This window comes from Streptomyces sp. NPDC024017 (assembly GCF_040638895.1).
Lineage (GTDB): Bacteria > Actinomycetota > Actinomycetes > Streptomycetales > Streptomycetaceae > Streptomyces.
Window position 1 is genome coordinate 111,960 of the sequence record NZ_JBEZYZ010000012.1, and the last position, 21,585, is coordinate 133,544.

Genomic DNA, 21,585 nt, shown 5'->3' on the forward strand with positions numbered 1-21,585 from the left:
GCGATATCCCGCCCGGCGGGGCGACTCGGAGGACTAAGGTCGGGGCATGGCTTCTCAAGGTGCGGAGCACGAGGGGGCGGACGGGACCGAGGACGCGGGCCCGGGCGCGGCGCCCGAGTCCCCCAAGGCCGCCGGCAGCTCCGAGAACGGCGATTCGAACACCCTGGATCCGAAGGTCGCCGCGGCGATCGCCGCCGCCGAGGCCGCGGGCCCGCAGGGCGGCACGACCGTGCGCGTCGACAGCTGGATCTGGTCCGTGCGTCTCGTCAAGACCCGTTCCATGGGAGCCACCGCCTGCCGGGGAGGCCACGTGCGCGTCAACGGCGAGCGCGTGAAGCCCGCACACGCCGTCCGCGTAGGAGACGAGGTGCGTCTACGGCACGAGGGCCGCGAGCGGGTCGTCGTCGTCACCCGGCTGATCCGCAAACGCGTCGGGGCTCCCGTGGCCACCCAGTGCTACATCGACAACTCCCCGCCGCCCCCGCCCCGCGAGGCCGTCGCCCCCGCTGGCATCCGCGACCGCGGCGCGGGCCGCCCGACGAAGCGCGACCGCCGCGAGATGGAACGCCTCCGCGGCGTGGCCGGCCCGGGCGGCGGGCCGGGCCCCGGCCCTGGTCCCGGCGGGGCCTTCGGCAGCGGCTCGGGCAAACCGAGGCCGTGAGCAGGCCGAGGAACCGGCACCACCCCTCAGACCGGCGCCCGGGACGGGCCGGTAGACCCTCCCGGACGCCGCCGGAGCCGTAAGCGACACGGTCGGACCCGGTCGCACCCGGTCACGCCCGTCGCCGGAGCAGCCGGAGCAGATCCGCGTTGTGCCCCCGCCGTGCCCACGCGATGAGGGCGAGCGGCACGATCAGGATCAGCGGCGTCGCCGCGTACTGCCCGTCGAAGACGGCTATCTGCACGATGAACGCGCCCACCATCAACGCGCTCAGCGCCATCGCCGCCACCGACTGGAGCACCGGGATCAACAGGGCGATCGCTCCGGCCAGTTCGAGCACGCCGATGATGTACATCCCCACGCTGCCCCAGCCGAGCCGCTCGAACGACTCGGCAGCCGACGCGTGCCCGATCAGCTTGGGCAGGGCGCTCGGGATCGCGTAGAAGAGGGCGAGCAGCACCTGCAGAGCGCGCAGGGCGATCCGGGCACGCCGCCCGCGAGCGGTCGCGGACTCGGCGACGACGACGCCGGCCGGGGTGGAGTCGGCGGCGGTGACGGAAGCGGTGGTCTCGGACATGGAGGTCTCCTGGGGGAAGCGGTCCGTGGTGGTGTCGGAGAGGTAGACCGGCCGTCGTCCCGGAACTCATCGCCATCGAGGAGAAGTCGAGCGGAATGTCACCCCGATTCCCTCGTCCCTCCGCCCGTCACGGGCAGGCGGGCCCTCCCTCACCCGAGCCCCCTAGACCGTCGGCACCTTCGGCACCGCCGGAACCGCCCGCACCCATATCCGGTCCTCCGTCAGATAGCGGTCCACCTTCAGGCCCGCCTCCTCCAGCGCTTCCTCGAACTGGGCCTGGGTCAGGGGCCGTGCCCGGAACGTCTGGGTCCAGACCGCGTCCGGGAACTCGTACTCCGCACGCACCGAGTTGACCCCGTCGCCGGCCGGCTCCGACGACGCGATCCGCACGGTGAAGCCGCTGGGGTCCTTGCGCTCGCGCGGCACGTTCTCGTGGTAGTCCTCGCCCTCCCGCTGGATCAGCACGCAGCCGCCCTCCGCGACATGACGCACGCAGGTGCGCAGCATGCCTCGCCGCACCTCGGCGTCTCCCGTGTGCACGAGGAACGACGCGAGCAGCACCACGTCGAACGTCTCGCCCAGGTCCAGTTCCTCGATCGGGCCGCATTTCGTCCGCGCGCCGCGCACGCGCTCCAGCATCGGGGCGGACTCGTCCACCGCAGTGACCGTGAAGCCGCGCTCCAGCAGTGCGTGGGTCATGCGTCCTACTCCGCTGCCCAGCTCCAGGATGCTCGCGCCCTCGGGGACCGCGGCCGCGATGACCTCCGGTTCGTCCCCGACGGGCAGCCGTGAGTAGAGCTCCACCGCGCAGCCGTCCGGGGTGATGGCCCCGGGTCCCGTCCCCTCGTACCCCTCACGCATTCTCATCTCCATGCCCGTCCAACGGGACGCATCCGCACGCCCGTTCCCGTGACGGCCGCCTTCACCCGACCGAGTGAACAGGGCTGTGGGGGGGCCGGAGTAGAGGCCACGGCGGCTACAGCCGGAACCAGCCGTGCTCCACGTACCAGTGGCCGCCCGCCCGCAGGTGGTCCCCCACCGCCCGCTCCACCGACGTGCGTCTCGGCAGGGCGTCTGTCGGCAGGTCCGGGTCTCCGAAGACGAAGCGGACGGGCTCGGCGTCCGCCGGTTCCGGCTCCTCGCCGGGCTCGCGACCGGGCTCGAAGCGTTCCTGGAACCGGACGATGTTGGAGTCCGGGTCGAGGTGGCGCTTCAACTGCGGGTCGAGCAGCCAGGAGTGACACACCGCCACGCGATATCGCTCCCGCGGAAAGTGGCGGGCGAAGAACTCCCGCGCCAGTTCCAGGGAACGGTCGCAGGCCGCCGGTGACAGCGGCCCGTGGAAGTCCGGGATGTGCAGGTTCAGACAAGGCTCCCCCGGCGCCGCGTCCAGCCCTGCCGCCGCCACCGCCCGCCCCGTCCGCTGCCCGAGGCGGGCCCGCTCGAACTGGAGCCGTCCCAGCTGGTACAGCTCACCCCGGAAGTGGTGCGTGAGCCACTGCGGGACCCGCAATCCTCCCGTGCCGTGCCGCCGTCGATGGATCGCCACGTTCCGCCCGAGGTCGGCGAGGGTGCGGCGGCTGACATCGGCCGTGACACCCCGCTCGCGGTGGTACGCGCGCGTGTGCGGCAACGCCGCGACGAACACGTACACGGCGAAGTAGGGGCCCAGCGCGGCCGGAGCCTCGGCGACGCGCTCGGCGAGCGGCGCCCCGGCCCCGGCCCCGACCTCTCCGATGTCCCGTACCAGCTGCTCGACGCACTCCTCCAGGAGCCTCATGGCCCCGGCATCCCCGGTGAGTGTCCGCCGCAGGGCGACCAGGTCGTTGATGTCCTCGTGCGGCACCGCGAGATCGAGCAGGATCTCGGGCAGTGTGTCGGCGTCCGGCAGCATGCGGCTCCCCCTGTCGACCTTGGTGAACCCTCGCCACGAAGAGTACGTTGCAAGCAGGAGTGGTGATCGAAGGATGCGTACAGGCAGTGAACCGCGGACCGCGCGCAGTGCCCTGCGGGCGCGCTTCTGGCTGAGCGTGTGGGGGCTGGCCTGGGCGCTCTTCGGGACGGTGGCGTTCGCCCTCGCCGGGCGGAGTGGGTGGGCCATCGCCTGCGGTGTGCTGCTGTTGATCGTCACGATCGACCTGGCCGTCGTCCTCCGGCACATCCGACAGGGCCCGCACTACCAGCCGGGCCCCGACATCCCACCCTACGAGCCGCCGGACGAACGCCCCTGAAGCAGGACGGGGCGGCCGCTCACGAGTCGAAGCGCGCCGCTTTCAGGAACTCCGGATTCGGGTCGAGCGCGGCCGCCAGGCGGAAGTGGCGCTTCGCCTGGTCGGGGCGGCCCTGGCGCTCATAGGTACGGGCGAGCGCGAAGTGCGCGAACGCGTTGTCCGGCTCCCGCTCCAGGACGATCTGGAACTCGAGCTCCGCCGGCCTCAGCTGCGCCGCCGCGAAGAAGGCACGCGCCCGCAGCAGCCGCGCCGCGGTGTTCTCCGGGTGGGTGGCGATGACGCCGTCGAGCAGCTTCACCGCGCCCCGCGGGTCCCGTGCCGCCAGCAGTTGCTCGGCGGCACGGAAGTCGATGACATGCGTCTCCGGGGTACGTCCGGTCGAACCGCTGGTCTCGGGCACGGCAGAGTCCTTCCCTCACTGCAGGGGTTCAACGCCCCCACGGGGTGCCGCTATTCCGCGGGAGACGGCCGGGACGCCTGCGACCTGCGCGCCAGCTCGGCCCACACGTCCTTCACGCGCTGCTCCAGCTCCGCCAGCGGGACGTCGTTGTCGATCACGATGTCCGCGATCTCCCGGCGCTGCTCGCGCGTCGCCTGGGCGGCCATCCGCGCGCGGGCGTCCTCCTCGGTCATGCCGCGCAGGCGTACGAGCCGGTCGAGCTGGGTCTCGGGGGCCGCGTCGACGACGATCACGAGGTCGTAGAGCGGCGCGAGGCCGTTCTCCGTGAGGAGCGGGACGTCGTGGATCACGACCGCGTCCTCGGCGGCGGCCTCCTCCAGCTCGCGGGAGCGGGCGCCCACCAGGGGGTGCACGATCGAGTTGAGGGTGGCGAGTCTGTCCGCGTCGGCGAAGACGATGGCGCCGAGGCGGGGCCGGTCCAGGCTGCCGTCGGCGGCGAGGATCTCCTCCCCGAAGGCCTCGACGACCGAGGCGAGCCCCGGCGTCCCTGGTGCGACGACCTCCCGCGCGATGCGGTCCGCGTCGATCAGCACGGCCCCGCACGCGACGAGCAGCCGTGACACCTCACTCTTGCCGGCACCGATGCCGCCGGTCAGGCCCACCTTCAGCATGCCCGCAGCTTAGGCCCTGCCACTGACAGGGCCCTCGCCCGGGCCGCACCGGTTCAGTTGTCGCCTTCTCGTTCCGCCAGGAACTTCTCGAACTCCTGGCCGATCTCGTCCGCCGACGGGATGTCCACCGGCTCGGCGAGCATGTTGCCCCGGCTCTCGGCGCCGGCGACGGCGTCGTACTGGTGCTCCAGGCCGTCGATGAGAGCGGTGAGGTCCTCGTCGCCCTCGCGGATCTGCCGGTCGATCTCCGTCTGGGTGCGGTGGGCGTCCGAGCGCAGGGCGTGGGCGATGCCGGGCAGGACCAGCCCGGTCGCCGCCGTGATGGCCTCCAGGACCGTCAGGGCCGCGTCCGGGTACGGGGAGCGGGCGATGTAGTGCGGGACGTGGGCGGCGACGCCCAGGACGTCGTGCCCGGCCTGGAGCAGGCGGTACTCGACGAGGGACTCGGCGCTGCCGGGCACCTGCGCCTCCTCGAACGGGCTCGGATGACCCGGGACGAGGTCGGTGCGGTTGCCGTGCGGGGTGAGGCCGACGGGCCGGGTGTGCGGGACGCCCATGGGGATGCCGTGGAAGTTCACGGAGAGGCGGACGCCGAGCCGCTCCACGATCTGCTTCACGGCGGCGGCGAAGCGCTCCCACTCCACGTCCGGCTCGGGGCCGGACAGCAGCAGGAAGGGCGCGCCGGTGGCGTCCTGTACGAGCCGCACCTCGAGGGCGGGGTCCTCGTAGTCGCTCCAGCGGTCGCGCTTGAACGTCAGCAGCGGGCGACGGGCGCGGTAGTCCACGAGCCGGTCGTGGTCGAAGCGGGCGACCACCTGGTGGGGCAGCGAGTCGAGCACCCGGTCGACGATCTGGTCGCCCGTCTCGCCCGCGTCGATGTATCCGTCGAAGTGGTAGAGCATGACAAGTCCGGCCGACTCCTGGGCGAGCGCCATGTCGACGACAGCCAGCCCCTTCGGCTCCCAGGCGTACAAACCCTGCGGATCAAGCACAGTGACCGCTCCTCCTCGTGTTCATACTCCACAACGCCGTTGCGGGCGTGGGCATTCCCCGGCGGAGGAGAACTTCGATCTTGGCAGCGGGCAACGCCCTTCAAGGGGCGCGGGGAACTGCGCCACGAGCCCCCACCGGCCGCCAGCCGACCGATCGCCCGGCAAGCGCTGAGGGCCCGCACCTCGAAAGGTGCGGGCCCTCAGTCAGGAAGAGCTAGTGCTCAGTGGGCGTCAGCTCTGCCCACCCGCCAGCTTCTCTCGCAGGGCGGCCAGCGCCTCGTCCGAGGCCAGCGCACCGGAGTTGTCCGGGCCCTCGGAGGAGTACGAACCGCCGCCACCACCGGACGCGGCCGGAGCGGCAGCCTCGCCACCCTCGGCAGCGGCCTTCTCGTCCGCCTCGCGGGACTTGATGACCTGCGCCTGGTGCTGCTCGAAGCGCTGCTGCGCCTCGGCGTACTGGGTCTCCCACGCCTCGCGCTGGGTCTCGTAGCCCTCGAGCCAGTCGTTGGTCTCGGGGTCGAAGCCCTCGGGGTAGATGTAGTTGCCCTGGTCGTCGTACGACGCGGCCATGCCGTACAGCGTCGGGTCGAACTCGACCGAGGCCGGGTCCGAACCGAAGGACTCGTTGGCCTGCTTCAGCGAGAGGCTGATGCGACGACGCTCGAGGTCGATGTCGATGACCTTGACGAAGATCTCGTCGTTGACCTGGACGACCTGCTCCGGGATCTCCACGTGGCGCTCGGCCAGCTCGGAGATGTGGACCAGACCCTCGATGCCCTCGTCCACGCGGACGAACGCACCGAACGGAACCAGCTTCGTGACCTTGCCGGGCACGACCTGGCCGATCTGGTGGGTGCGGGCGAACTGCTGCCACGGGTCTTCCTGGGTCGCCTTCAGCGACAGGGAGACACGCTCGCGGTCCATGTCGACGTCGAGGACCTCGACGGTGACTTCCTGGCCGACCTCGACAACCTCGGAGGGGTGGTCGATGTGCTTCCAGGAGAGCTCCGAGACGTGCACCAGGCCGTCGACGCCACCCAGGTCCACGAAGGCACCGAAGTTGACGATCGAGGAGACGACACCGGAACGGACCTGACCCTTCTGGAGGGTCGTGAGGAACGTCTGGCGGACCTCGGACTGGGTCTGCTCCAGCCAGGCACGGCGGGACAGGACCACGTTGTTGCGGTTCTTGTCCAGCTCGATGATCTTGGCCTCGAGCTCCTTGCCCACGTAGGGCTGGAGGTCGCGGACACGGCGCATCTCGACGAGGGAAGCCGGCAGGAAGCCACGGAGGCCGATGTCGAGGATGAGACCACCCTTGACGACCTCGATGACGGTACCGGTGACGATGCCGTCCTCTTCCTTGATCTTCTCGATGGTGCCCCAGGCGCGCTCGTACTGGGCGCGCTTCTTCGAGAGGATCAGGCGGCCTTCCTTGTCCTCCTTCTGGAGAACAAGGGCTTCGATCTCGTCACCGACGGCGACGACCTCGTTGGGGTCGACGTCGTGCTTGATCGAGAGCTCGCGGCTCGGGATGACACCTTCGGTCTTGTAACCGATGTCGAGCAGGACCTCGTCCCGGTCGACCTTCACGATGACGCCGTCGACGATGTCGCCGTCGTTGAAGTACTTGATCGTCTCGTCGATCGCGGCGAGGAAGGCTTCCTCGTTACCGATGTCGTTGACCGCTACCTGCGGAGTGGTAGAGGTGGTCTCGGTGCTGCTCGTCATGTGGGAAAGGGCTCCGGTACGGACAGTGAGTCGTAGGTACTGCTTACGCCGGGAGCCCGTTTCGCTCTGAAGAAGCCGGACAGCCAAGGAAGCGCCACACAAAACCACTGGTGGCGCCTCGACAACCGAGGGGACATACAACAGATGCGAGCGCGACCTGCTACGTCTGAGGTGCGCAGGCCCGCAGCGCAACTTGTAGCATACGGGGGCAGCCGGGCAGGGTCAATGCGCGAAGCCGCCCACGCGGGGCGGATCGCCGCATACCCGGCACAAGTCGTGTCGTTCGAGGCCACGCAGGCCGTACGACGCCCCCTTTGTGACACCGCCGGGACCGGCTGGACGGAAGAGTACGACGAGGGAGCCGATCATCCAAGAGTCCGAAGCGTCCGAACCCGAGGCCACCCGGCGTGATGCCGGGGCCACGGAGAGCTCCCGCGCCAATCGTGGCTGGTGGGACCGCAACGCGGACGAGTACCAGATCGACCACGGCACGTTCCTCGGCGACGACCGCTTCGTCTGGGGTCCCGAGGGGCTGGACGAGGTGGAGGCCGAGTTGCTCGGCCCGCCGGAGGAGCTGAAGGGCCGGGACGTCCTGGAGATCGGCGCCGGCGCCGCACAGTGCTCGCGCTGGCTGACCGCCCAGGGTGCGCGCCCGGTCGCCCTGGACATCTCCCACCGGCAGCTGCAGCACGCGCTGCGCATCGGCGCTTCCTTCCCCCTGGTGTGCGCCGACGCCGGTGCGCTCCCCTTCGCGGACGCGTCGTTCGACCTGGCCTGCTCGGCGTACGGGGCACTGCCCTTCGTCGCCGACCCGCGCCAGGTCCTGCGCGAGGTGCGCCGGGTGCTGCGGCCCGGGGGCCGTCTCGTCTTCTCGGTGACGCACCCGATCCGCTGGGCCTTCCCGGACGAGCCGGGGCCGGAGGGGCTGTCGGTGTCGGGCTCGTACTTCGACCGCACCCCCTATGTGGAGCAGGACGACGAGGGGCGGGCGGTCTACGTCGAGCACCACCGCACGCTCGGCGACCGGGTCCGGGACGTCGTGGCGTCGGGCTTCCGTCTGGTCGACCTGGTGGAGCCGGAGTGGCCCGCCTGGAACACCTCCGAGTGGGGCGGCTGGTCGCCCCTGCGCGGGAACCTGATCCCGGGGACGGCGATCTTCGTGTGCGTACGAGACTGAGTGCGTGATCCGTTACGACGCCCTGGAAGCCCTGCCCGTACGCGGCGCCCTGCCCGCCCTGGACGAAGCCCTGGAGGGGCACGGCACCGCCGTCCTCGTGGCGCCGCCCGGCACCGGCAAGACGACCCTGGTGCCGCTGGCGCTGGCGGGACTGCTCGGGGCGGGGCCCGGGCGGCGGGTGATCGTGGCGGAGCCGCGGCGGATCGCGGCCCGGGCCGCGGCGCGGCGGATGGCATGGCTGCTGGGTGAGAAGCCCGGCGAGAGCGTCGGCTACACCGTGCGCGGGGAACGCGTCGTCGGGCGGCACACGCGCGTGGAGGTCGTCACGACCGGTGTGCTGGTGCAGCGGCTGCAGCGGGACCAGGAGCTGGCCGGTGTCGACGTGGTGGTGCTCGACGAATGCCACGAGCGGCACCTGGACGCGGACACGGCGGCGGCGTTCCTGTGGGACGTACGGCAGACGCTGCGGCCGGAGCTGCGGCTGGTGGCCGCCTCGGCGACGACCGACGCGCAGGGGTGGGCGCGGCTGCTGGGCGGGGCGCCGGTGGTCGAGGCGCGGGGGACGGCGTATCCGGTGGAGGCCGTGTGGGCGCCGCCGGTGCGTCCGGTCCGGCCGCCGCACGGGATGCGGGTCGACCCGGCGCTGCTGACCCATGTGGCGTCCGTGGTGCGGCGGGCCCTGGCCGAGCGGGACGGGGACGTGCTGTGTTTCCTGCCGGGCGTGGGCGAGATCGCCCGGGTCGCCGGGCAGCTCGGGGGGCTCGGTGACGTCGAGGTGCTTCAGGTGCACGGGCGGGCGCCGGCGGCCGTGCAGGACGCGGTGCTGGTGCCCGGGGAGCGTCGGCGGGTCGTACTGGCCACGTCCGTCGCGGAGTCTTCGCTGACGGTGCCCGGGGTGCGCGTGGTCGTGGATTCGGGGCTGGCGCGCGAGCCGCGGGTGGACCACGCGCGCGGGTTGAGCGCGCTGACGACCGTACGGGCGTCGCAGGCGGCCGGGCGCCAGCGGGCGGGGCGGGCCGGGCGTGAGGCGCCGGGGGCGGTGTACCGGTGCTGGGCGGAGGCCGAGGACGCGCGTCTGCCGCGGTATCCGTCGCCGGAGATCAGGGTGGCCGACCTGACGGCGTTCGCGCTGCAGGTGGCGTGCTGGGGGGATCCGGACGCGTCCGGGCTCGCGCTGCTGGACGGGCCGCCGAGCGGCGCCATGGCGGCGGCGCGGGATGTCCTGGCGGCGGTGGGGGCGGTGGACGCCGCGGGGCGGGCCACTGAGCGGGGAGTCGCTCTGTCCCGGATGGGTCTGCATCCCCGGCTGGGGCGGGCGTTGCTGGACGGGTCCGGCTCGGTCGGGGTGGAGCGGGCCGCTGAGGTCGTCGCGCTGCTCAGTGAGGAGGCTCCGCGGGAGTACGGAGACGATCTGGCGGGCGCGTTGCGACGCGCTCGGCGTGGGGGTGACGCCTATGCGTCGCGGTGGCGGAGCGAGGTGCGGCGGCTGCGGGCCGTCTCCCCCGGAACGCCCCGTCGATCCACCCGGAACGGCCCTCCCGGGGCAGCGGCCGAGGGCTTGGAGAGCCTCTCCGAGGAGCAGCAGGTCGGGCTCGTCGCCGCTCTCGCCTTTCCCGAGCGGGTGGCAAGGCGTGACGGTGGGTCGTACCTCATGGCTTCCGGGACCCGGGCCGAGAGCGGCGCGGGGAGCCGGCTGGCCGGTGCTCCCTGGATCGCTGTCGCCATGGCCGACCGGCCCGTCGGCAAGGGGCACGCGCGCGTGCAGCTCGGGGCTGTCGTCGACGAGGAGACGGCCCGGCTCGCGGCGGGGGCGCTGCTGGAGGAGCGGGACGAGGTCGGCTGGGACGACGGGGATGTCGTGGCGCGGCGGGTGGAGCGGCTGGGGGCCGTGGAGTTGGCGGTGCGGGCGCTGAAGGACGCCGATCCCGGCCTCGTGCGCGCTGCGTTGCTCGACGGGCTGCGGGGTGAGGGGTTCGGGCTGCTGCGGTGGTCGGCGGAGGCCGTTGCCCTGCGGCAGCGGCTCGCTTTCCTGCGGCTGCACCTCGGTGAGCCCTGGCCGGACGTGTCCGATGACGCGCTGCACGCGCGCGTGGAGGAGTGGCTGGAGCCGGAGCTCGGCCGGGCGCGGCGGCGGGCCGATCTGGCGCGGATCGATGCCGGGGAGGGGCTCGCCCGGCTGCTGCCCTGGGCCTCCGGAGAGGCGGGGCGGCTCGACGAGCTGGCCCCGGAGCGGATGACCGTGCCGAGCGGGTCGAGGATCCGGATCGACTACTCCCGGCCCGAGCAGCCCGTGCTGGCGGTGAAACTGCAGGAGATGTTCGGACTCCAGGAGTCACCCCGGGTCGCCGGGGTGCCGCTGCTCGTGCATCTGCTGTCCCCGGCCGGGCGGCCGGCCGCCGTCACCGCCGATCTCGCCTCGTTCTGGCTGGACGGCTACAAGGGCGTACGGGCGGAGCTGCGGGGGCGGTATCCGAAGCATCCGTGGCCCGAGGACCCGGCGGGTGCCGAGCCGACCCGGCACACCAACGCGCGGCTCAGGCGCTGACCGACGACGGTTCCTCGGCCGCCGTGTTGGCCGGGCCCGAGGGGCGGCGGCTGCGGGCCTCCAGGTACAGCGCCAGGGCCAGCAGGAGGACACCGAGGGTCAGGAAGCCCCACGGCAAATAGGACGTCATCAACAGGATGAGCAGACGCTGGGACTTCACCAGGTCGACCGTGTGCGTGAGGTAGTCCTCGCGCATCTTCACGTGACCGGCGAACGCGGTCACCTTGTCGCGGTCGCCGAGGAGGGTGCCGCCGCGCAGTTCCTCCTTGTGGATCTCTTCTCCGTACACGGGGGCGCCGGTGAGGGGTTCAACCCAGAACTTGCGGACCGTGGTGTACCAGCGGGTCGTGCCGGTCTGTGCCACCGTCTCGGGGGTGAGGCCCTCCACGGGAAGGGTCTTCGGGATCTTCACCTTGGTCCAGGGGATGGTCTGCTCGAAGTAGTAGACCTCGAGGCCGCGGAAGTCCTGGGTGCCCTTGTAGGTGATGGGCGCGGTGATGCGGGCCTGGGCGTCGAAGTACTCGTAGTCCCGTTTCTCCGTCAGGAAGGGCCATTTGAACTCGATGCCCTGGCGGCGCACCGGGTCGCCGTCGACCATTTCGCCGGTGGCGTGGACGGGTTCCTGGGTGTGGGCGTCGAAGATGTAGCGCTCGGGGATCTTGGAGACCATCTTGCCGTCGGGGCCGACGACGTAGGACAGGCCGTCCCAGACGACGACGTCCCGGCCGGCCGACTCCTCGATCCGCTCGGAGGCCTCCACGTTGCCCTTGAGCGTCTGGACGATGGTGACCTTGGAGACCTTCTTCGCCTGCATCGTGCCGTAGTCGAGGAGGGTGGCGTCCTTCGCCTCCAGGACCATGTCCTGGTACTGGTTCGCGGGGATCTTGGCGAGGCGCGGGAAGGCGTACCAGCGCAGCAGCGGGGACAGGGCCGCGAAGAACACGGCGAGGGCGAGCAGGACCAGGCCGGCCTTGCGGCGCATCTCGGCCTCCCTCCCGGGCGGGCGGTCAGGGGTGTGCGGGCACCGTCGTCAGGAGCGGCTTCGGGGACGTTTCGCCCGAGGGGGACGCGAGGGCGGTCAGCGTCAGGACCACGGCGAACGCGACGGCGAGACCGGTGGCGGCGGCGATGAGAGCACGCATACGGAGCCTCCCCACGGGTCGTGACGGGTAGAACTGATACACCGTCAGCTTTCTCGGCACCGTAGCAACGCGCGGCGGAGATGAGAACACGTTGCACACACAACGACGCCCCTCTTGTAAGAGGGGCGTCGTGCGTCGTACCGGAGAGCTACGCGCTCGGACTGGCCGACGGGCTCGGCGAGGACGTCTCGGCCGCCGCCACGGTCAGTTCTACGGTGAGCGTCGCTCCGCCCGCCGTGGTGATGCGGAGCAGGAAGGTACCGGTCGTGTCGTCCGCGTACAGCTTGGGCAGCTTGAGCAGGCCCTTCGCGTCCGTCTTCAGGCCCGTCAGGGTACGGACGGTCTTACCGTCGGCGCCCTTGAAGTAGGGGCCCTTGTCGTTGGCGGTCGGGTCGTCCGCCGACTTGATCAGCGTGGCGGTGGCCGCGACACCGTCGGCGACGGCGCCTTGGTAGGTGGCCTTGACCTCGACCTGGTTCGCGAACTCGCCACCCGGGGCGCAGGTCAGCGCGGCGTCACCGGTGCGGGCGAGGGCGTCGGCGGCGCGCTCGGTAACGGTGGCCTTGTAGTCGAGGCCCGGGACGGCCCGGCCCACCACGGTGGCGCGGACGGTGACGACCCCGGTCTTCTCCCCTGCCACCAGGGCGGGCGCCACGGCCACGCCGGAGCTGTTGGTGGCGACCGTGGCCACGCTCTCGCCGCCGGTGAAGGTGGTGTCCGTGTCGCCGATGACCGTGAAGCGGACCCTGACCTTGGCCACGGCCTTGCCGGCCTCCGTCTCGGCGCGGGTGCTGATGCGCCGGCTGAACGTGTCGCCGGCCATGGCGGTCAGCTTCGCGGTTCCGGCGTCCTCCAGACGGTCCACCGTGTCGGTGGGAGTGGGGGGCGTCGCGGGCGGCGGGGCCGGGGTACCGGGCGGTGTGGTGGGCGGCTTCGGGGCCGTACCGCCACCACCGGGCTTCTCGGGCTTCTCGGGCTTGGGGCCGGGCTTGGGCGTCGAGGTGCCCGGGAGGGTCCTGCCCGGCGTGGTGGGCGTCGGGCTCGCGCCCGCGCCCCGGTCGCTGCGGTTGTCGGGCAGCGTGCCGGTGCCGTCCGGGACCTCGTGCGTGCCCTTGCGGTAGTACTCCAGCCACCTCATGACGAGGTTCAGGTAGTCCCGCGAGTTGTTGTAGCTGAGGATCGCCCGGTCGAGGTCGCCCTGGTCGGACAGGTCCCAGTTGTTGCGGCACAGGTAGTGCCCGGCGGCGAGCGCGGCGTCGTAGATGTTGTTGGGGTCCTTCTTGCCGTCGTCGTTGCCGTCGCGGCCGGCCCAGGCCCAGGTGGAGGGGATGAACTGCATGGGGCCGACGGCCTGGTCGTACGAGCTGTTGCCGTCGTACGCGCCGTCGTCGGTGTCCTTGATGAGGGCGAAGCCGTTGCCGTCGAGCTGCGGGCCCAGGATCGGCTTGAGGGTGGTGCCGTCGGCGTCGACGCGGCCGCCGCGGGCCTGTCCCGACTCCACCCGGCCGATGGCCGCGAGGAGTTGCCAGGGCAGGTTGCAGCCGGGCTTGGACTCGCGCAGCGCGGTCTCGGCCTTCTTGTAGGCGTCGAGGACGGTCGCGGGGATGCCGGCTTCCGTCGTGCCCGTGCCGCCCGGGCCGGGGCCCGTGGAGGGGGACGGGTTCGGGCTCTTGAGCGGGGGCAGGTCCGTGTAGTACGGCGAGTTGCCGGTGGCGCTGCCGTCGGAAGCACTCGCTTCGGGTGAGGGGGTGGCGTCGGCAGCGGTCTGTCTGCCGTGGTCGTTCACGCCCGGAGCCTGGGAGGCGGACAGGGCCGCGACCGCTAGCGCGGCCACGGCGGTGGTCGCCGCCCCCTTGCGCAGCCTCCTGCCGAATTGCGCCGCCATAGAGTGAACCCCTCCCGTGGACGCCCGAGCGCCCGGTCTACGTCTGCAGTGTTCGCCCTGTTGTGACGATCCAACCGCCCGAGGGGTTGCCCTCCGACGGCCACAACTCTGTTCTCTTGCGTGCTCTGCTCTTTACCGCGTTCACGTGATCGACGCGCTCCCCGCGCGGCGACTCTGGCGACCCTACGACAACTTCCTTTGCTCGGGCACCCGTTCGTGACCGTTTTTCACCAGTTGGTCATGTGCGCTCGTGACGTCGTCGGGATGGCGGGATCCCGCATACTGGGCCACTGACCGCCGGGCATCCCTGCCTGGTGCAACGACCGTCGCGAGGAGCCGAGTTGCCGTTCACGCTGAGCCATGCGGCAGCCGTACTGCCCGCCGTCCGCACCGACGGCACCGGCCGGGGCCCGCTGGTGCCCGCCGTGATGGTGGCGGGTTCCTTCGCGCCCGACATGACCTACTACGCGGCGAGTGTGCTGTCCGGGGCGATGGAGTTCGGTGACGTCACGCACGCCTTCCCGGGTGTGCTCACGGTCGATGTGCTCATCGCCTGGGCGCTGGTGGGGTTGTGGCTGCTGGTGCGTGAGCCGCTCGTCGCGTTGCTGCCGCGGACCCGGCAGGGGCGGGTCGCGGCCCTGCTGCGGTGCGGTGCGCCACGTGCGCGGGTGCGGCCGTCGCTGGTGGCGCGGTGGTACGTGTCTGCGGTGCTCGGTGCGTCGACCCATGTGGTGTGGGACGCGTTCACGCACCTCGACCGGTGGGGGATGCGGCTGTTTCCGGTGCTGGGCCGGGAGCTGGCGGGCTCACCGCTGTACTGGTACCTGCAGTACGGGGGTTCGGCCGTGGCCGCGGTCGTGATCGTCGTGTTCGTGGCGCGCGCATTGCGGCGGATGCCCGTGCGCGAGCCGGTGGGCGTCCCCGTGCTGGCGGTGCGGGACCGGTGGGCGGCCGCTGCCGTCATCTGCGGCTTCGCGCTGTTGGGGGCGGTGCAGCGGGCGTCGCGGTGGTGGGCGTACTGGGGCTCGGCCGCGAAGCCGTGGGAGATCATCCCGACGGTGTGCTTCGGCGCGGGCGCGGGGCTCGTCCCTGCGCTGCTGCTCTACGCCGTGGGGGTCAGGGTGCGGCGTCCGGTTCCGGTCCCTGCCGGTCCTGCCCCTGCCACCGAGACGGAGCCGAGCCGCCCGGCCGCTCGCTGAGGGCACTGTCGCTCGTCGTGATGTACACGGTGATGGTCGTGTGCGCGGGGCGGGGGCGTGGGAGCAGGGTGAGGACGAGGGTCAGGTAGTCGCGGGCCAGTCGAGCCCAGGGGCGGGAGGATCTGCCCCGGGTTTCGGGGGTGCCGGAGGGCCGGGACTCGGTGGGTACGTGGCCGGTGACGGCGGGCGGATCGGTACCGGTGGGCAGGGTGCCGGCGCCGGTGAGGGCGGACAGGGCGTCGGTGTCTGCGAGGCCGGTGAGCGCGGACAGGGCGTCGGTGCCGGCGAGACCGGCCAGGACGGACAAAGCATCGGTGCCGGTGAGACCGATGAGGGCGGACAGGGCCTCGGTATCGGCGAGTGCAGGAGCGGTGGCCGGGTCACCGGCGCCGGGGAGTGCCGTGGCGGCGGTCGGGTTGCCAGGGCCGGCGGAGCTGGTGGGCCGCCGTCCGCGGGGGGACAGGTGCTGCCGGAGGTCCGCCGTCGCGTGGCGCAGGGCCGTGCTGAAGGTGACGGGGACGCGAACCGTACTCGCGGCGGCCTCGAACGCCGGGACCGGCGGCAGTGCCCCGCCCTGTGCCGTGCGGCTGAGGAACGTGCGTATACCCATGCCCCGCATCTTTGCGACCGTCGGAGGCGGGGGCGCATTCTCGGGGGCCACGCGAGTGACGGGTCTGGGGGGGCGGGTGGGTGGCCGGGGGCCGCCCTTTCTCCTCGGCCGAGGCGGGCCCCGGGCTGCCGTGCGTACTCCCCGCCCGGCAGCGATCCCAGCACGCCCGCCGGGTCTCGCCCCCGCCGGGTGCTCCCTACGCCTCCGCCCCGGGGCGGCACCCCGACTGCGTGGCTACTCCCCACCCACTCGGCCCCACCTCGCGCCGTCGGACCTCACACCGGGCCGAAGCCCCTGCCACCGGCCGAGACTGCACCTCCGTACGTCGGCCGAGGCGGAACCCCGGCGCCCGGCCGAGACGGGACCCCGTCGCCCTGACCGAGACGGAACCCCCGGCGCCGCGGCCTGGCCGGACCCCAGTACCCCGGCGGAGGCGGGAGCCGGGCTGCCGTGGGTAACTCCCCGCCCGGCCCGATCCCACCACGCCCGTCGGGCCATACCCCGGGTCGGGCCCGCGCAGCGGCCTAGTGTGCTGCCGACTCCCAGTCCGGGCCCGCGCCCACGGAGACGCCCAGCGGGACGCGGAGGTGGACGGCGTTCGCCATCTCCCGGCGGACCAGTTCCTCGGCGGCGGCCCGCTCCCCGGGGGCGATCTCCAGCACGATTTCGTCGTGGACCTGGAGGAGCATGCGGGAGGCGAGGCCGGCGTCCTTCAGGGCGTCGTCGACCTTGAGCATGGCGATCTTGACGATGTCGGCCGCGGTGCCCTGGATGGGCGCGTTGAGGGCCATCCGCTCGGCGGCCTCGCGGCGCTGGCGGTTGTCGCTGTTGAGGTCGGGGAGGTAGCGGCGGCGCCCGAAGAGCGTCGCCGTGTAGCCCGTCGCCCGGGCCTCGTCGACCGCCCGCCGCAGATAGTCCCGTACGCCGCCGAACCGCTCGAAGTACGCGTCCATCAGGGCGCGGGCCTCCGCCGCCTCGATGTTCAGCTGCTGGGAGAGACCGAAGGCCGAGAGGCCGTAGGCCAGGCCGTACGACATGGCCTTGATCTTGCGGCGCATCTCGGCGTCGACCGCGGTCGGCTCGACCGCGAAGACCTGGGAGGCGGCCGTGGTGTGCAGGTCCTCGCCCGAGGTGAACGCCTCGATCAGGCCCTCGTCCTCGGAGAGGTGGGCCATCACGCGCAGCTCGATCTGGCTGTAGTCGGCCGTCATCAGCGACTCGAAGCCCTCACCGACGACGAAACCGCGGCGGATGGCGCGGCCCTCGTCGGTGCGGACCGGGATGTTCTGCAGGTTCGGGTCGGTCGAGGAGAGGCGGCCGGTGGCGGCGACCGTCTGGTTGAAGGTGGTGTGGATGCGGCCGTCCGCGGCGATCGTCTTGATCAGGCCCTCGACGGTCACGCGGAGCTTGGCCTGCTCGCGGTGGCGGAGCATGATCACCGGGAGCTCGTTGTCCGTCTGCGTGGCGAGCCAGGCGAGGGCGTCGGCGTCCGTGGTGTAGCCGGTCTTGGTCCGCTTGGTCTTGGGCAGGGCCAGCTCGCCGAAGAGGACCTCCTGGAGCTGCTTGGGCGAGCCCAGGTTGAACTCGTGCCCGGCCGCCGCGTGGGCTTCCTTGACCGCCTGCTGGACGGCGCCGGCGAACATCTGCTCCATGGCCTCCAGGTGGGGCCGGTCGGCGGCGATGCCGTGCCGCTCCATGCGGGCGAGCAGCGCGGACGTGGGCAGCTCCATGTCGCGCAGCAGGTCGGCGGCGCCGACGTCCGCCAGGCGGCTCTCGAAGGCCTCGCCCAGGTCGAGGACGGCCCGGGCCTGGATCATCAGGGCCTCGGCCTCGGCGCCGTCGTCCGCGCCGAAGGCGAGCTGCCCGTCGGCCGCGGCGGCCGGGGTCAGCTCGCGGTGCAGGTACTCCAGGGACAGCGCGTCCAGGTCGAAGGAGCGGCGGCCGGGCTTGACCAGGTAGGCGGCGAGCGCGGTGTCCATGCGCACGCCCTCGACGCTCCAGCCGTGCTCGGCGAAGACGCGCATGGCGCCCTTGGCGTTGTGGAGGATCTTGGGCCGCCCGGCGTCGGCGAGCCAGGCCGCGAAGGCCCGCTCGTCGGCCTCGTCGAGCTCGGAGGGGTCGAACCAGGCGGCGGGGCCCTCGGGCGCGGCGAGGGCGACCTCGGCGACCGAGCCGGTGCCGAGCGCCCAGGTGCCGACCGTGGCGATGCCGAGGGGCTGGGTACCGTGCTCGGTGAGCCATGCGGACAGCTCGCCGGTGCCGAGCACCGTGCCGTCCAGCTCCACGCCCTCGGAGCTGACCGGGGTGGTCTCGGCCTCCTCGGCGCCCGGGTCGACGGCGAAGAGCCGCTCGCGCAGCGACGGGTTACGGATCTCCAGGGTGTCCAGGATCATCGCGACGGCCTTGCGGTCGTAGGCCGCGCGCTCCAGCTCGGTGACGCCCTTGGGGAGCTCGACGCGGCGCTCCAGCTCGGTGAGCCGGCGGTTGAGCTTGACCGACTCCAGGTGGTCGCGGAGGTTCTGGCCGGCCTTGCCCTTGACTTCCTCGACGCGCTCGACGAGCTCGGCGAAGGAGCCGAACTGGTTGATCCACTTCGCGGCGGTCTTCTCGCCGACGCCGGGGATGCCGGGGAGGTTGTCGGAGGGGTCGCCGCGCAGGGCCGCGAAGTCGGGGTACTGCGCGGGCGTCAACCCGTACTTCTCGAATACCTTCTCCGGGGTGAAGCGGGTCAGCTCGGAGACGCCCTTGGTCGGGTACAGCACGGTCGTGTGCTCGCTGACCAGCTGGAAGGAGTCCCGGTCGCCGGTGACGATCAGCACCTCGAAGCCCTCGGCCTCGGCCTGGGTGGCGAGGGTGGCGATGACGTCGTCCGCCTCGAACCCGTCCACCGCGAAGCGGACGGCGCCCATCGCGTCGAGGAGCTCGCCGATCAGCTCGACCTGGCCCTTGAACTCGTCGGGGGTCTTGGAGCGGTTCGCCTTGTACTCCGTGAACTCCTGGGACCGCCAGGTCTTGCGGGAGACGTCGAAGGCGACCGCGAAGTGCGTGGGCGCCTCGTCGCGCAGCGTGTTGGCCAGCATCGACGCGAAGCCGTAGATCGCGTTCGTCGGCTGGCCCGTCGCGGTGGTGAAGTTCTCCGCGGGCAGCGCGAAGAACGCGCGGTAGGCCAGCGAGTGCCCGTCCATGAGCATCAGTCGCGGCCGGCTGCCGCCGGAGGTCTTGTCGGTCGTCTTCGATGCTGTCTCTGCCACGCCCCCGATCCTGCCACGCCCCACTGACAGCCGGCCCCGGCCCCGCGGACGCCGGGGCGGGGCCCACCCGGGCCGGGACACCGCGCACCCCCGTGCCGTAGCGGCCTCCCCGGCCCGCCCCTGCCCGCTGTCACCAGCGCGTGCGAGGATCGGAGACGTACCTCACAGCGCAGTCGAAGGGGAGTGTGCGATGGCGTCGAAGCCGCCCAAGAGCGATCCGGTTCAAGACGCGCCGCAGGTCGCCGGGCCGAAGCACGCAGCCGCGGGGCTCCCGGCGATCGGGCACACGCTGCGGATCGCCCAGCAGCAGATGGGTGTGAAGCGCACCGCGCTGACGCTGCTGAGTGTGAACCAGAAGGACGGCTTCGACTGCCCGGGCTGCGCCTGGCCCGAGCCGGAGCACCGGCACAAGGCGGAGTTCTGTGAGAACGGCGCGAAGGCCGTGGCCGAGGAGGCCACCCTGCGCCGGGTCACGCCCGAGTTCTTCGCCGCGCACCCGGTCGCCGACCTGGCCGGCCGCAGTGGCTACTGGCTGGGGCAGCAGGGCCGGCTCACCCACCCCATGTACCTCCCCGAGGGGGGCTCGCACTACGAGCCGGTCACCTGGGAGCGTGCCTTCGACATCATCGGCGAGGAGATCGCCGCACTCACCTCCCCGGACGAGGCCGTCTTCTACACCTCCGGCCGCACCAGCAACGAGGCGGCGTTCCTCTACCAGCTGTTCGCCCGCGAGTTCGGCACGAACAACCTCCCCGACTGCTCGAACATGTGTCACGAGTCGTCCGGTTCGGCCCTGTCGGAGACGATCGGCATCGGCAAGGGCAGCGTCCTGCTGGAGGACCTCTACAAGGCCGACCTGATCATCGTCGCCGGGCAGAACCCGGGGACGAACCACCCGCGGATGCTGTCCGCGCTGGAGAAGGCCAAGGCCAACGGCGCGCGGGTCATCAGCGTCAACCCGCTGCCCGAGGCGGGCCTGGAGCGCTTCAAGAACCCGCAGACGCCGCAGGGCATGGTCAAGGGCGCCGCGCTCACCGACCTGTTCCTCCAGATCCGCATCGGCGGCGACCAAGCGCTGTTCCGCCTCCTGAACAAGCTGATCCTGGACACGGACGGCGCGGTCGACGAGGCGTTCGTGCGGGAGCACACGCACGGCTACGAGGAGTTCGCCGAGGCCGCCCGCGCCGCCGACTGGGACGAGACGCTCAGGGCGACCGGCCTGAGCCAGGAGGACATCGAGAAGGCCCTCCGCATGGTCCTGTCCTCCGAACGCACCATCGTGTGCTGGGCGATGGGCCTCACCCAGCACAAGCACTCCGTCCCCACGATCAGGGAAGTCGTCAACTTCCTCCTCCTGCGCGGCAACATCGGCCGCCCGGGCGCGGGCGTGTGCCCGGTGCGCGGGCATTCGAACGTGCAGGGCGACCGCACGATGGGCATCTTCGAGCGGCCCGCCCCGGCGTTCCTGGACGCCCTGGAGAGGGAGTTCGGCTTCGCGCCCCCGCGCGAGCACGGCTACGACGTCGTGCGTGCCATCCGCGCCCTGCGCGACGGCGAGGCGAAGGTCTTCTTCGCCATGGGCGGCAACTTCGTCTCGGCGTCCCCCGACACGGACGTCACCGAGGCGGCCATGCGCCGGGCCCGGCTGACCGTGCACGTGTCGACGAAGCTGAACCGCTCGCACGTGGTCACGGGCGCGCGTGCCCTGATCCTCCCGACGCTCGGCCGTACCGAGCGCGATCTCCAGGGCGGCGGCGAGCAGTTCGTGACGGTCGAGGACTCGATGGGCATGGTGCACGCCTCCCGGGGCCGGCTGGAGCCCGCGAGTTCGCACCTGCTGTCGGAACCGGCCATCGTCAGCCGTCTGGCCCGCCGCGTGCTCGGTGAGGACAGCCGCACACCGTGGGAGGAGTTCGAGAAGGACTACGCGACGATCCGGGACCGTATCGCGCGGGTGATCCCGGGCTTCGAGGACTTCAACGCGCGCGTGGCCCGTCCCGGCGGCTTCGCGCTCCCCCACGCCCCCCGTGACGAGCGCCGCTTCCCCACGGCCACCGGCAAGGCCAACTTCACCGCCGCGCCCGTGGAGTACCCGGAATTGCCCGAGGGCCGTCTGCTGCTGCAGACGCTGCGCTCGCACGACCAGTACAACACCACGATCTACGGCCTCGACGACCGTTACCGGGGCATCAGGAACGGCCGCCGGGTGGTGCTGGTCAACCCCGAGGACGCGCGGGCCCTGAAGCTGACCGACGGTGCGTACGTCGACCTGGTCAGCGAGTGGAGGGACGGCGTGGAGCGCCGGGCACCCGGTTTCCGCGTCGTGCACTACCCGACGGCCCGGGGCTGCGCCGCCGCGTACTACCCGGAGACCAACGTGCTGGTGCCGCTGGACGCCACCGCGGACACCAGCAACACCCCGGCCAGCAAGTCCGTCGTGGTGCGTCTGGAACAATCTGCTGCCGACTGAGCGTTCGCTCAGTGACACAGGCAGCCGAGTGACGAGGACGAAC

Annotated in this window: 18 protein-coding genes; 6 read left to right on the forward strand and 12 right to left on the reverse strand. The window is 72.0% G+C overall.

Features of this window, described 5'->3' with window-relative positions:
• Window positions 1-46: 46 nt before the first annotated feature.
• A complete protein-coding gene (locus AB0G20_RS29805; RefSeq protein WP_361307661.1) occupies window positions 47-661 on the forward strand; it encodes an RNA-binding S4 domain-containing protein in 615 nt (204 codons plus the stop codon).
• Between the two features lie 112 nt (window positions 662-773).
• Here the strand turns inward: AB0G20_RS29805 and AB0G20_RS29810 are convergent, their stop codons facing one another.
• From AB0G20_RS29810 to AB0G20_RS29820, 3 genes are all read right to left on the reverse strand, one after another.
• Entirely contained in the window at window positions 774-1,238 is a 465-nt protein-coding gene (locus tag AB0G20_RS29810; RefSeq protein ID WP_361307663.1) for a DoxX family protein, read from the reverse strand.
• Window positions 1,239-1,400: 162 nt separating this feature from the next.
• Window positions 1,401-2,111 carry a class I SAM-dependent methyltransferase gene (locus AB0G20_RS29815; RefSeq protein ID WP_361307665.1) on the reverse strand — a complete coding sequence of 237 codons (711 nt, stop codon included), beginning with the start codon at window positions 2,109-2,111 and terminating at the stop codon, window positions 1,401-1,403.
• 103 nt (window positions 2,112-2,214) lie between these two features.
• Window positions 2,215-3,132 (reverse strand): acyltransferase domain-containing protein, encoded by a 918-nt coding sequence (locus tag AB0G20_RS29820; protein WP_361307667.1) that lies wholly within the window; start codon window positions 3,130-3,132, stop codon window positions 2,215-2,217.
• Between the two features lie 73 nt (window positions 3,133-3,205).
• Between AB0G20_RS29820 and AB0G20_RS29825 the strand changes: the two genes are divergently transcribed.
• Entirely contained in the window at window positions 3,206-3,469 is a 264-nt protein-coding gene (locus AB0G20_RS29825; protein ID WP_361307669.1) for a DUF6343 family protein, read from the forward strand.
• Between the two features lie 19 nt (window positions 3,470-3,488).
• Here the strand turns inward: AB0G20_RS29825 and AB0G20_RS29830 are convergent, their stop codons facing one another.
• The 4 genes from AB0G20_RS29830 to rpsA all read right to left on the reverse strand — a co-directional run bounded on the left by AB0G20_RS29830 (window position 3,489) and on the right by rpsA (window position 7,263).
• Window positions 3,489-3,869 (reverse strand): tetratricopeptide repeat protein, encoded by a 381-nt coding sequence (locus AB0G20_RS29830; RefSeq protein WP_283969766.1) that lies wholly within the window; start codon window positions 3,867-3,869, stop codon window positions 3,489-3,491.
• Window positions 3,870-3,919: 50 nt separating this feature from the next.
• Window positions 3,920-4,540, reverse strand: coding sequence for a dephospho-CoA kinase (gene coaE / locus AB0G20_RS29835; protein ID WP_361307671.1), 621 nt, complete (start codon window positions 4,538-4,540; stop codon window positions 3,920-3,922).
• A gap of 53 nt (window positions 4,541-4,593) precedes the next feature.
• A complete protein-coding gene (locus AB0G20_RS29840; RefSeq protein WP_361307673.1) occupies window positions 4,594-5,532 on the reverse strand; it encodes a PAC2 family protein in 939 nt (312 codons plus the stop codon).
• A 231-nt stretch (window positions 5,533-5,763) separates the two neighbouring features.
• The gene (gene rpsA, locus AB0G20_RS29845) at window positions 5,764-7,263 is read right to left on the reverse strand and encodes a 30S ribosomal protein S1 (RefSeq protein WP_030852955.1); all 1,500 of its coding nucleotides are present in this window, start codon (window positions 7,261-7,263) and stop codon (window positions 5,764-5,766) included.
• Window positions 7,264-7,579: 316 nt separating this feature from the next.
• Between rpsA and AB0G20_RS29850 the strand changes: the two genes are divergently transcribed.
• Together AB0G20_RS29850 and hrpB are read left to right on the forward strand one after the other, a co-directional pair.
• Entirely contained in the window at window positions 7,580-8,440 is an 861-nt protein-coding gene (locus AB0G20_RS29850; RefSeq protein ID WP_361307675.1) for a class I SAM-dependent methyltransferase, read from the forward strand.
• 4 nt (window positions 8,441-8,444) lie between these two features.
• Entirely contained in the window at window positions 8,445-10,985 is a 2,541-nt protein-coding gene (gene hrpB / locus AB0G20_RS29855) for an ATP-dependent helicase HrpB (RefSeq protein ID WP_361307677.1), read from the forward strand.
• On the opposite strand, the gene AB0G20_RS29860 is transcribed toward hrpB, so the two are convergent.
• The 3 genes from AB0G20_RS29860 to AB0G20_RS29870 form a co-directional block, all read right to left on the reverse strand.
• The gene (locus AB0G20_RS29860) at window positions 10,975-11,967 is read right to left on the reverse strand and encodes a DUF3068 domain-containing protein (protein ID WP_361307679.1); all 993 of its coding nucleotides are present in this window, start codon (window positions 11,965-11,967) and stop codon (window positions 10,975-10,977) included. The two genes, hrpB and AB0G20_RS29860, sit on opposite strands and share 11 nt — an antisense overlap.
• Before the next feature lie 25 nt (window positions 11,968-11,992).
• Window positions 11,993-12,127 carry an SPW_0924 family protein gene (locus tag AB0G20_RS29865; RefSeq protein ID WP_361307681.1) on the reverse strand — a complete coding sequence of 45 codons (135 nt, stop codon included), beginning with the start codon at window positions 12,125-12,127 and terminating at the stop codon, window positions 11,993-11,995.
• Between the two features lie 148 nt (window positions 12,128-12,275).
• Window positions 12,276-14,012, reverse strand: a complete 1,737-nt coding sequence (locus AB0G20_RS29870; protein WP_361307683.1) for a lytic transglycosylase domain-containing protein — start codon at window positions 14,010-14,012, stop codon at window positions 12,276-12,278.
• A gap of 341 nt (window positions 14,013-14,353) precedes the next feature.
• On the opposite strand from AB0G20_RS29870, the gene AB0G20_RS29875 reads away from it, so the two are divergent.
• On the forward strand, window positions 14,354-15,211 hold the full coding sequence (locus AB0G20_RS29875) for a DUF4184 family protein (RefSeq protein ID WP_361307685.1): 858 nt from the start codon (window positions 14,354-14,356) through the stop codon (window positions 15,209-15,211).
• Here the strand turns inward: AB0G20_RS29875 and AB0G20_RS29880 are convergent.
• Window positions 15,129-15,821, reverse strand: coding sequence for a hypothetical protein (locus AB0G20_RS29880; RefSeq protein WP_361307687.1), 693 nt, complete (start codon window positions 15,819-15,821; stop codon window positions 15,129-15,131). The two genes, AB0G20_RS29875 and AB0G20_RS29880, sit on opposite strands and share 83 nt — an antisense overlap.
• Before the next feature lie 524 nt (window positions 15,822-16,345).
• Entirely contained in the window at window positions 16,346-19,072 is a 2,727-nt protein-coding gene (gene polA / locus AB0G20_RS29885; RefSeq protein ID WP_361307689.1) for a DNA polymerase I, read from the reverse strand.
• A 190-nt stretch (window positions 19,073-19,262) separates the two neighbouring features.
• Between polA and AB0G20_RS29890 the strand changes: the two genes are divergently transcribed.
• Window positions 19,263-21,542 carry an FdhF/YdeP family oxidoreductase gene (locus AB0G20_RS29890; protein ID WP_361307691.1) on the forward strand — a complete coding sequence of 760 codons (2,280 nt, stop codon included), beginning with the start codon at window positions 19,263-19,265 and terminating at the stop codon, window positions 21,540-21,542.
• Window positions 21,543-21,585 lie beyond the last annotated feature (43 nt).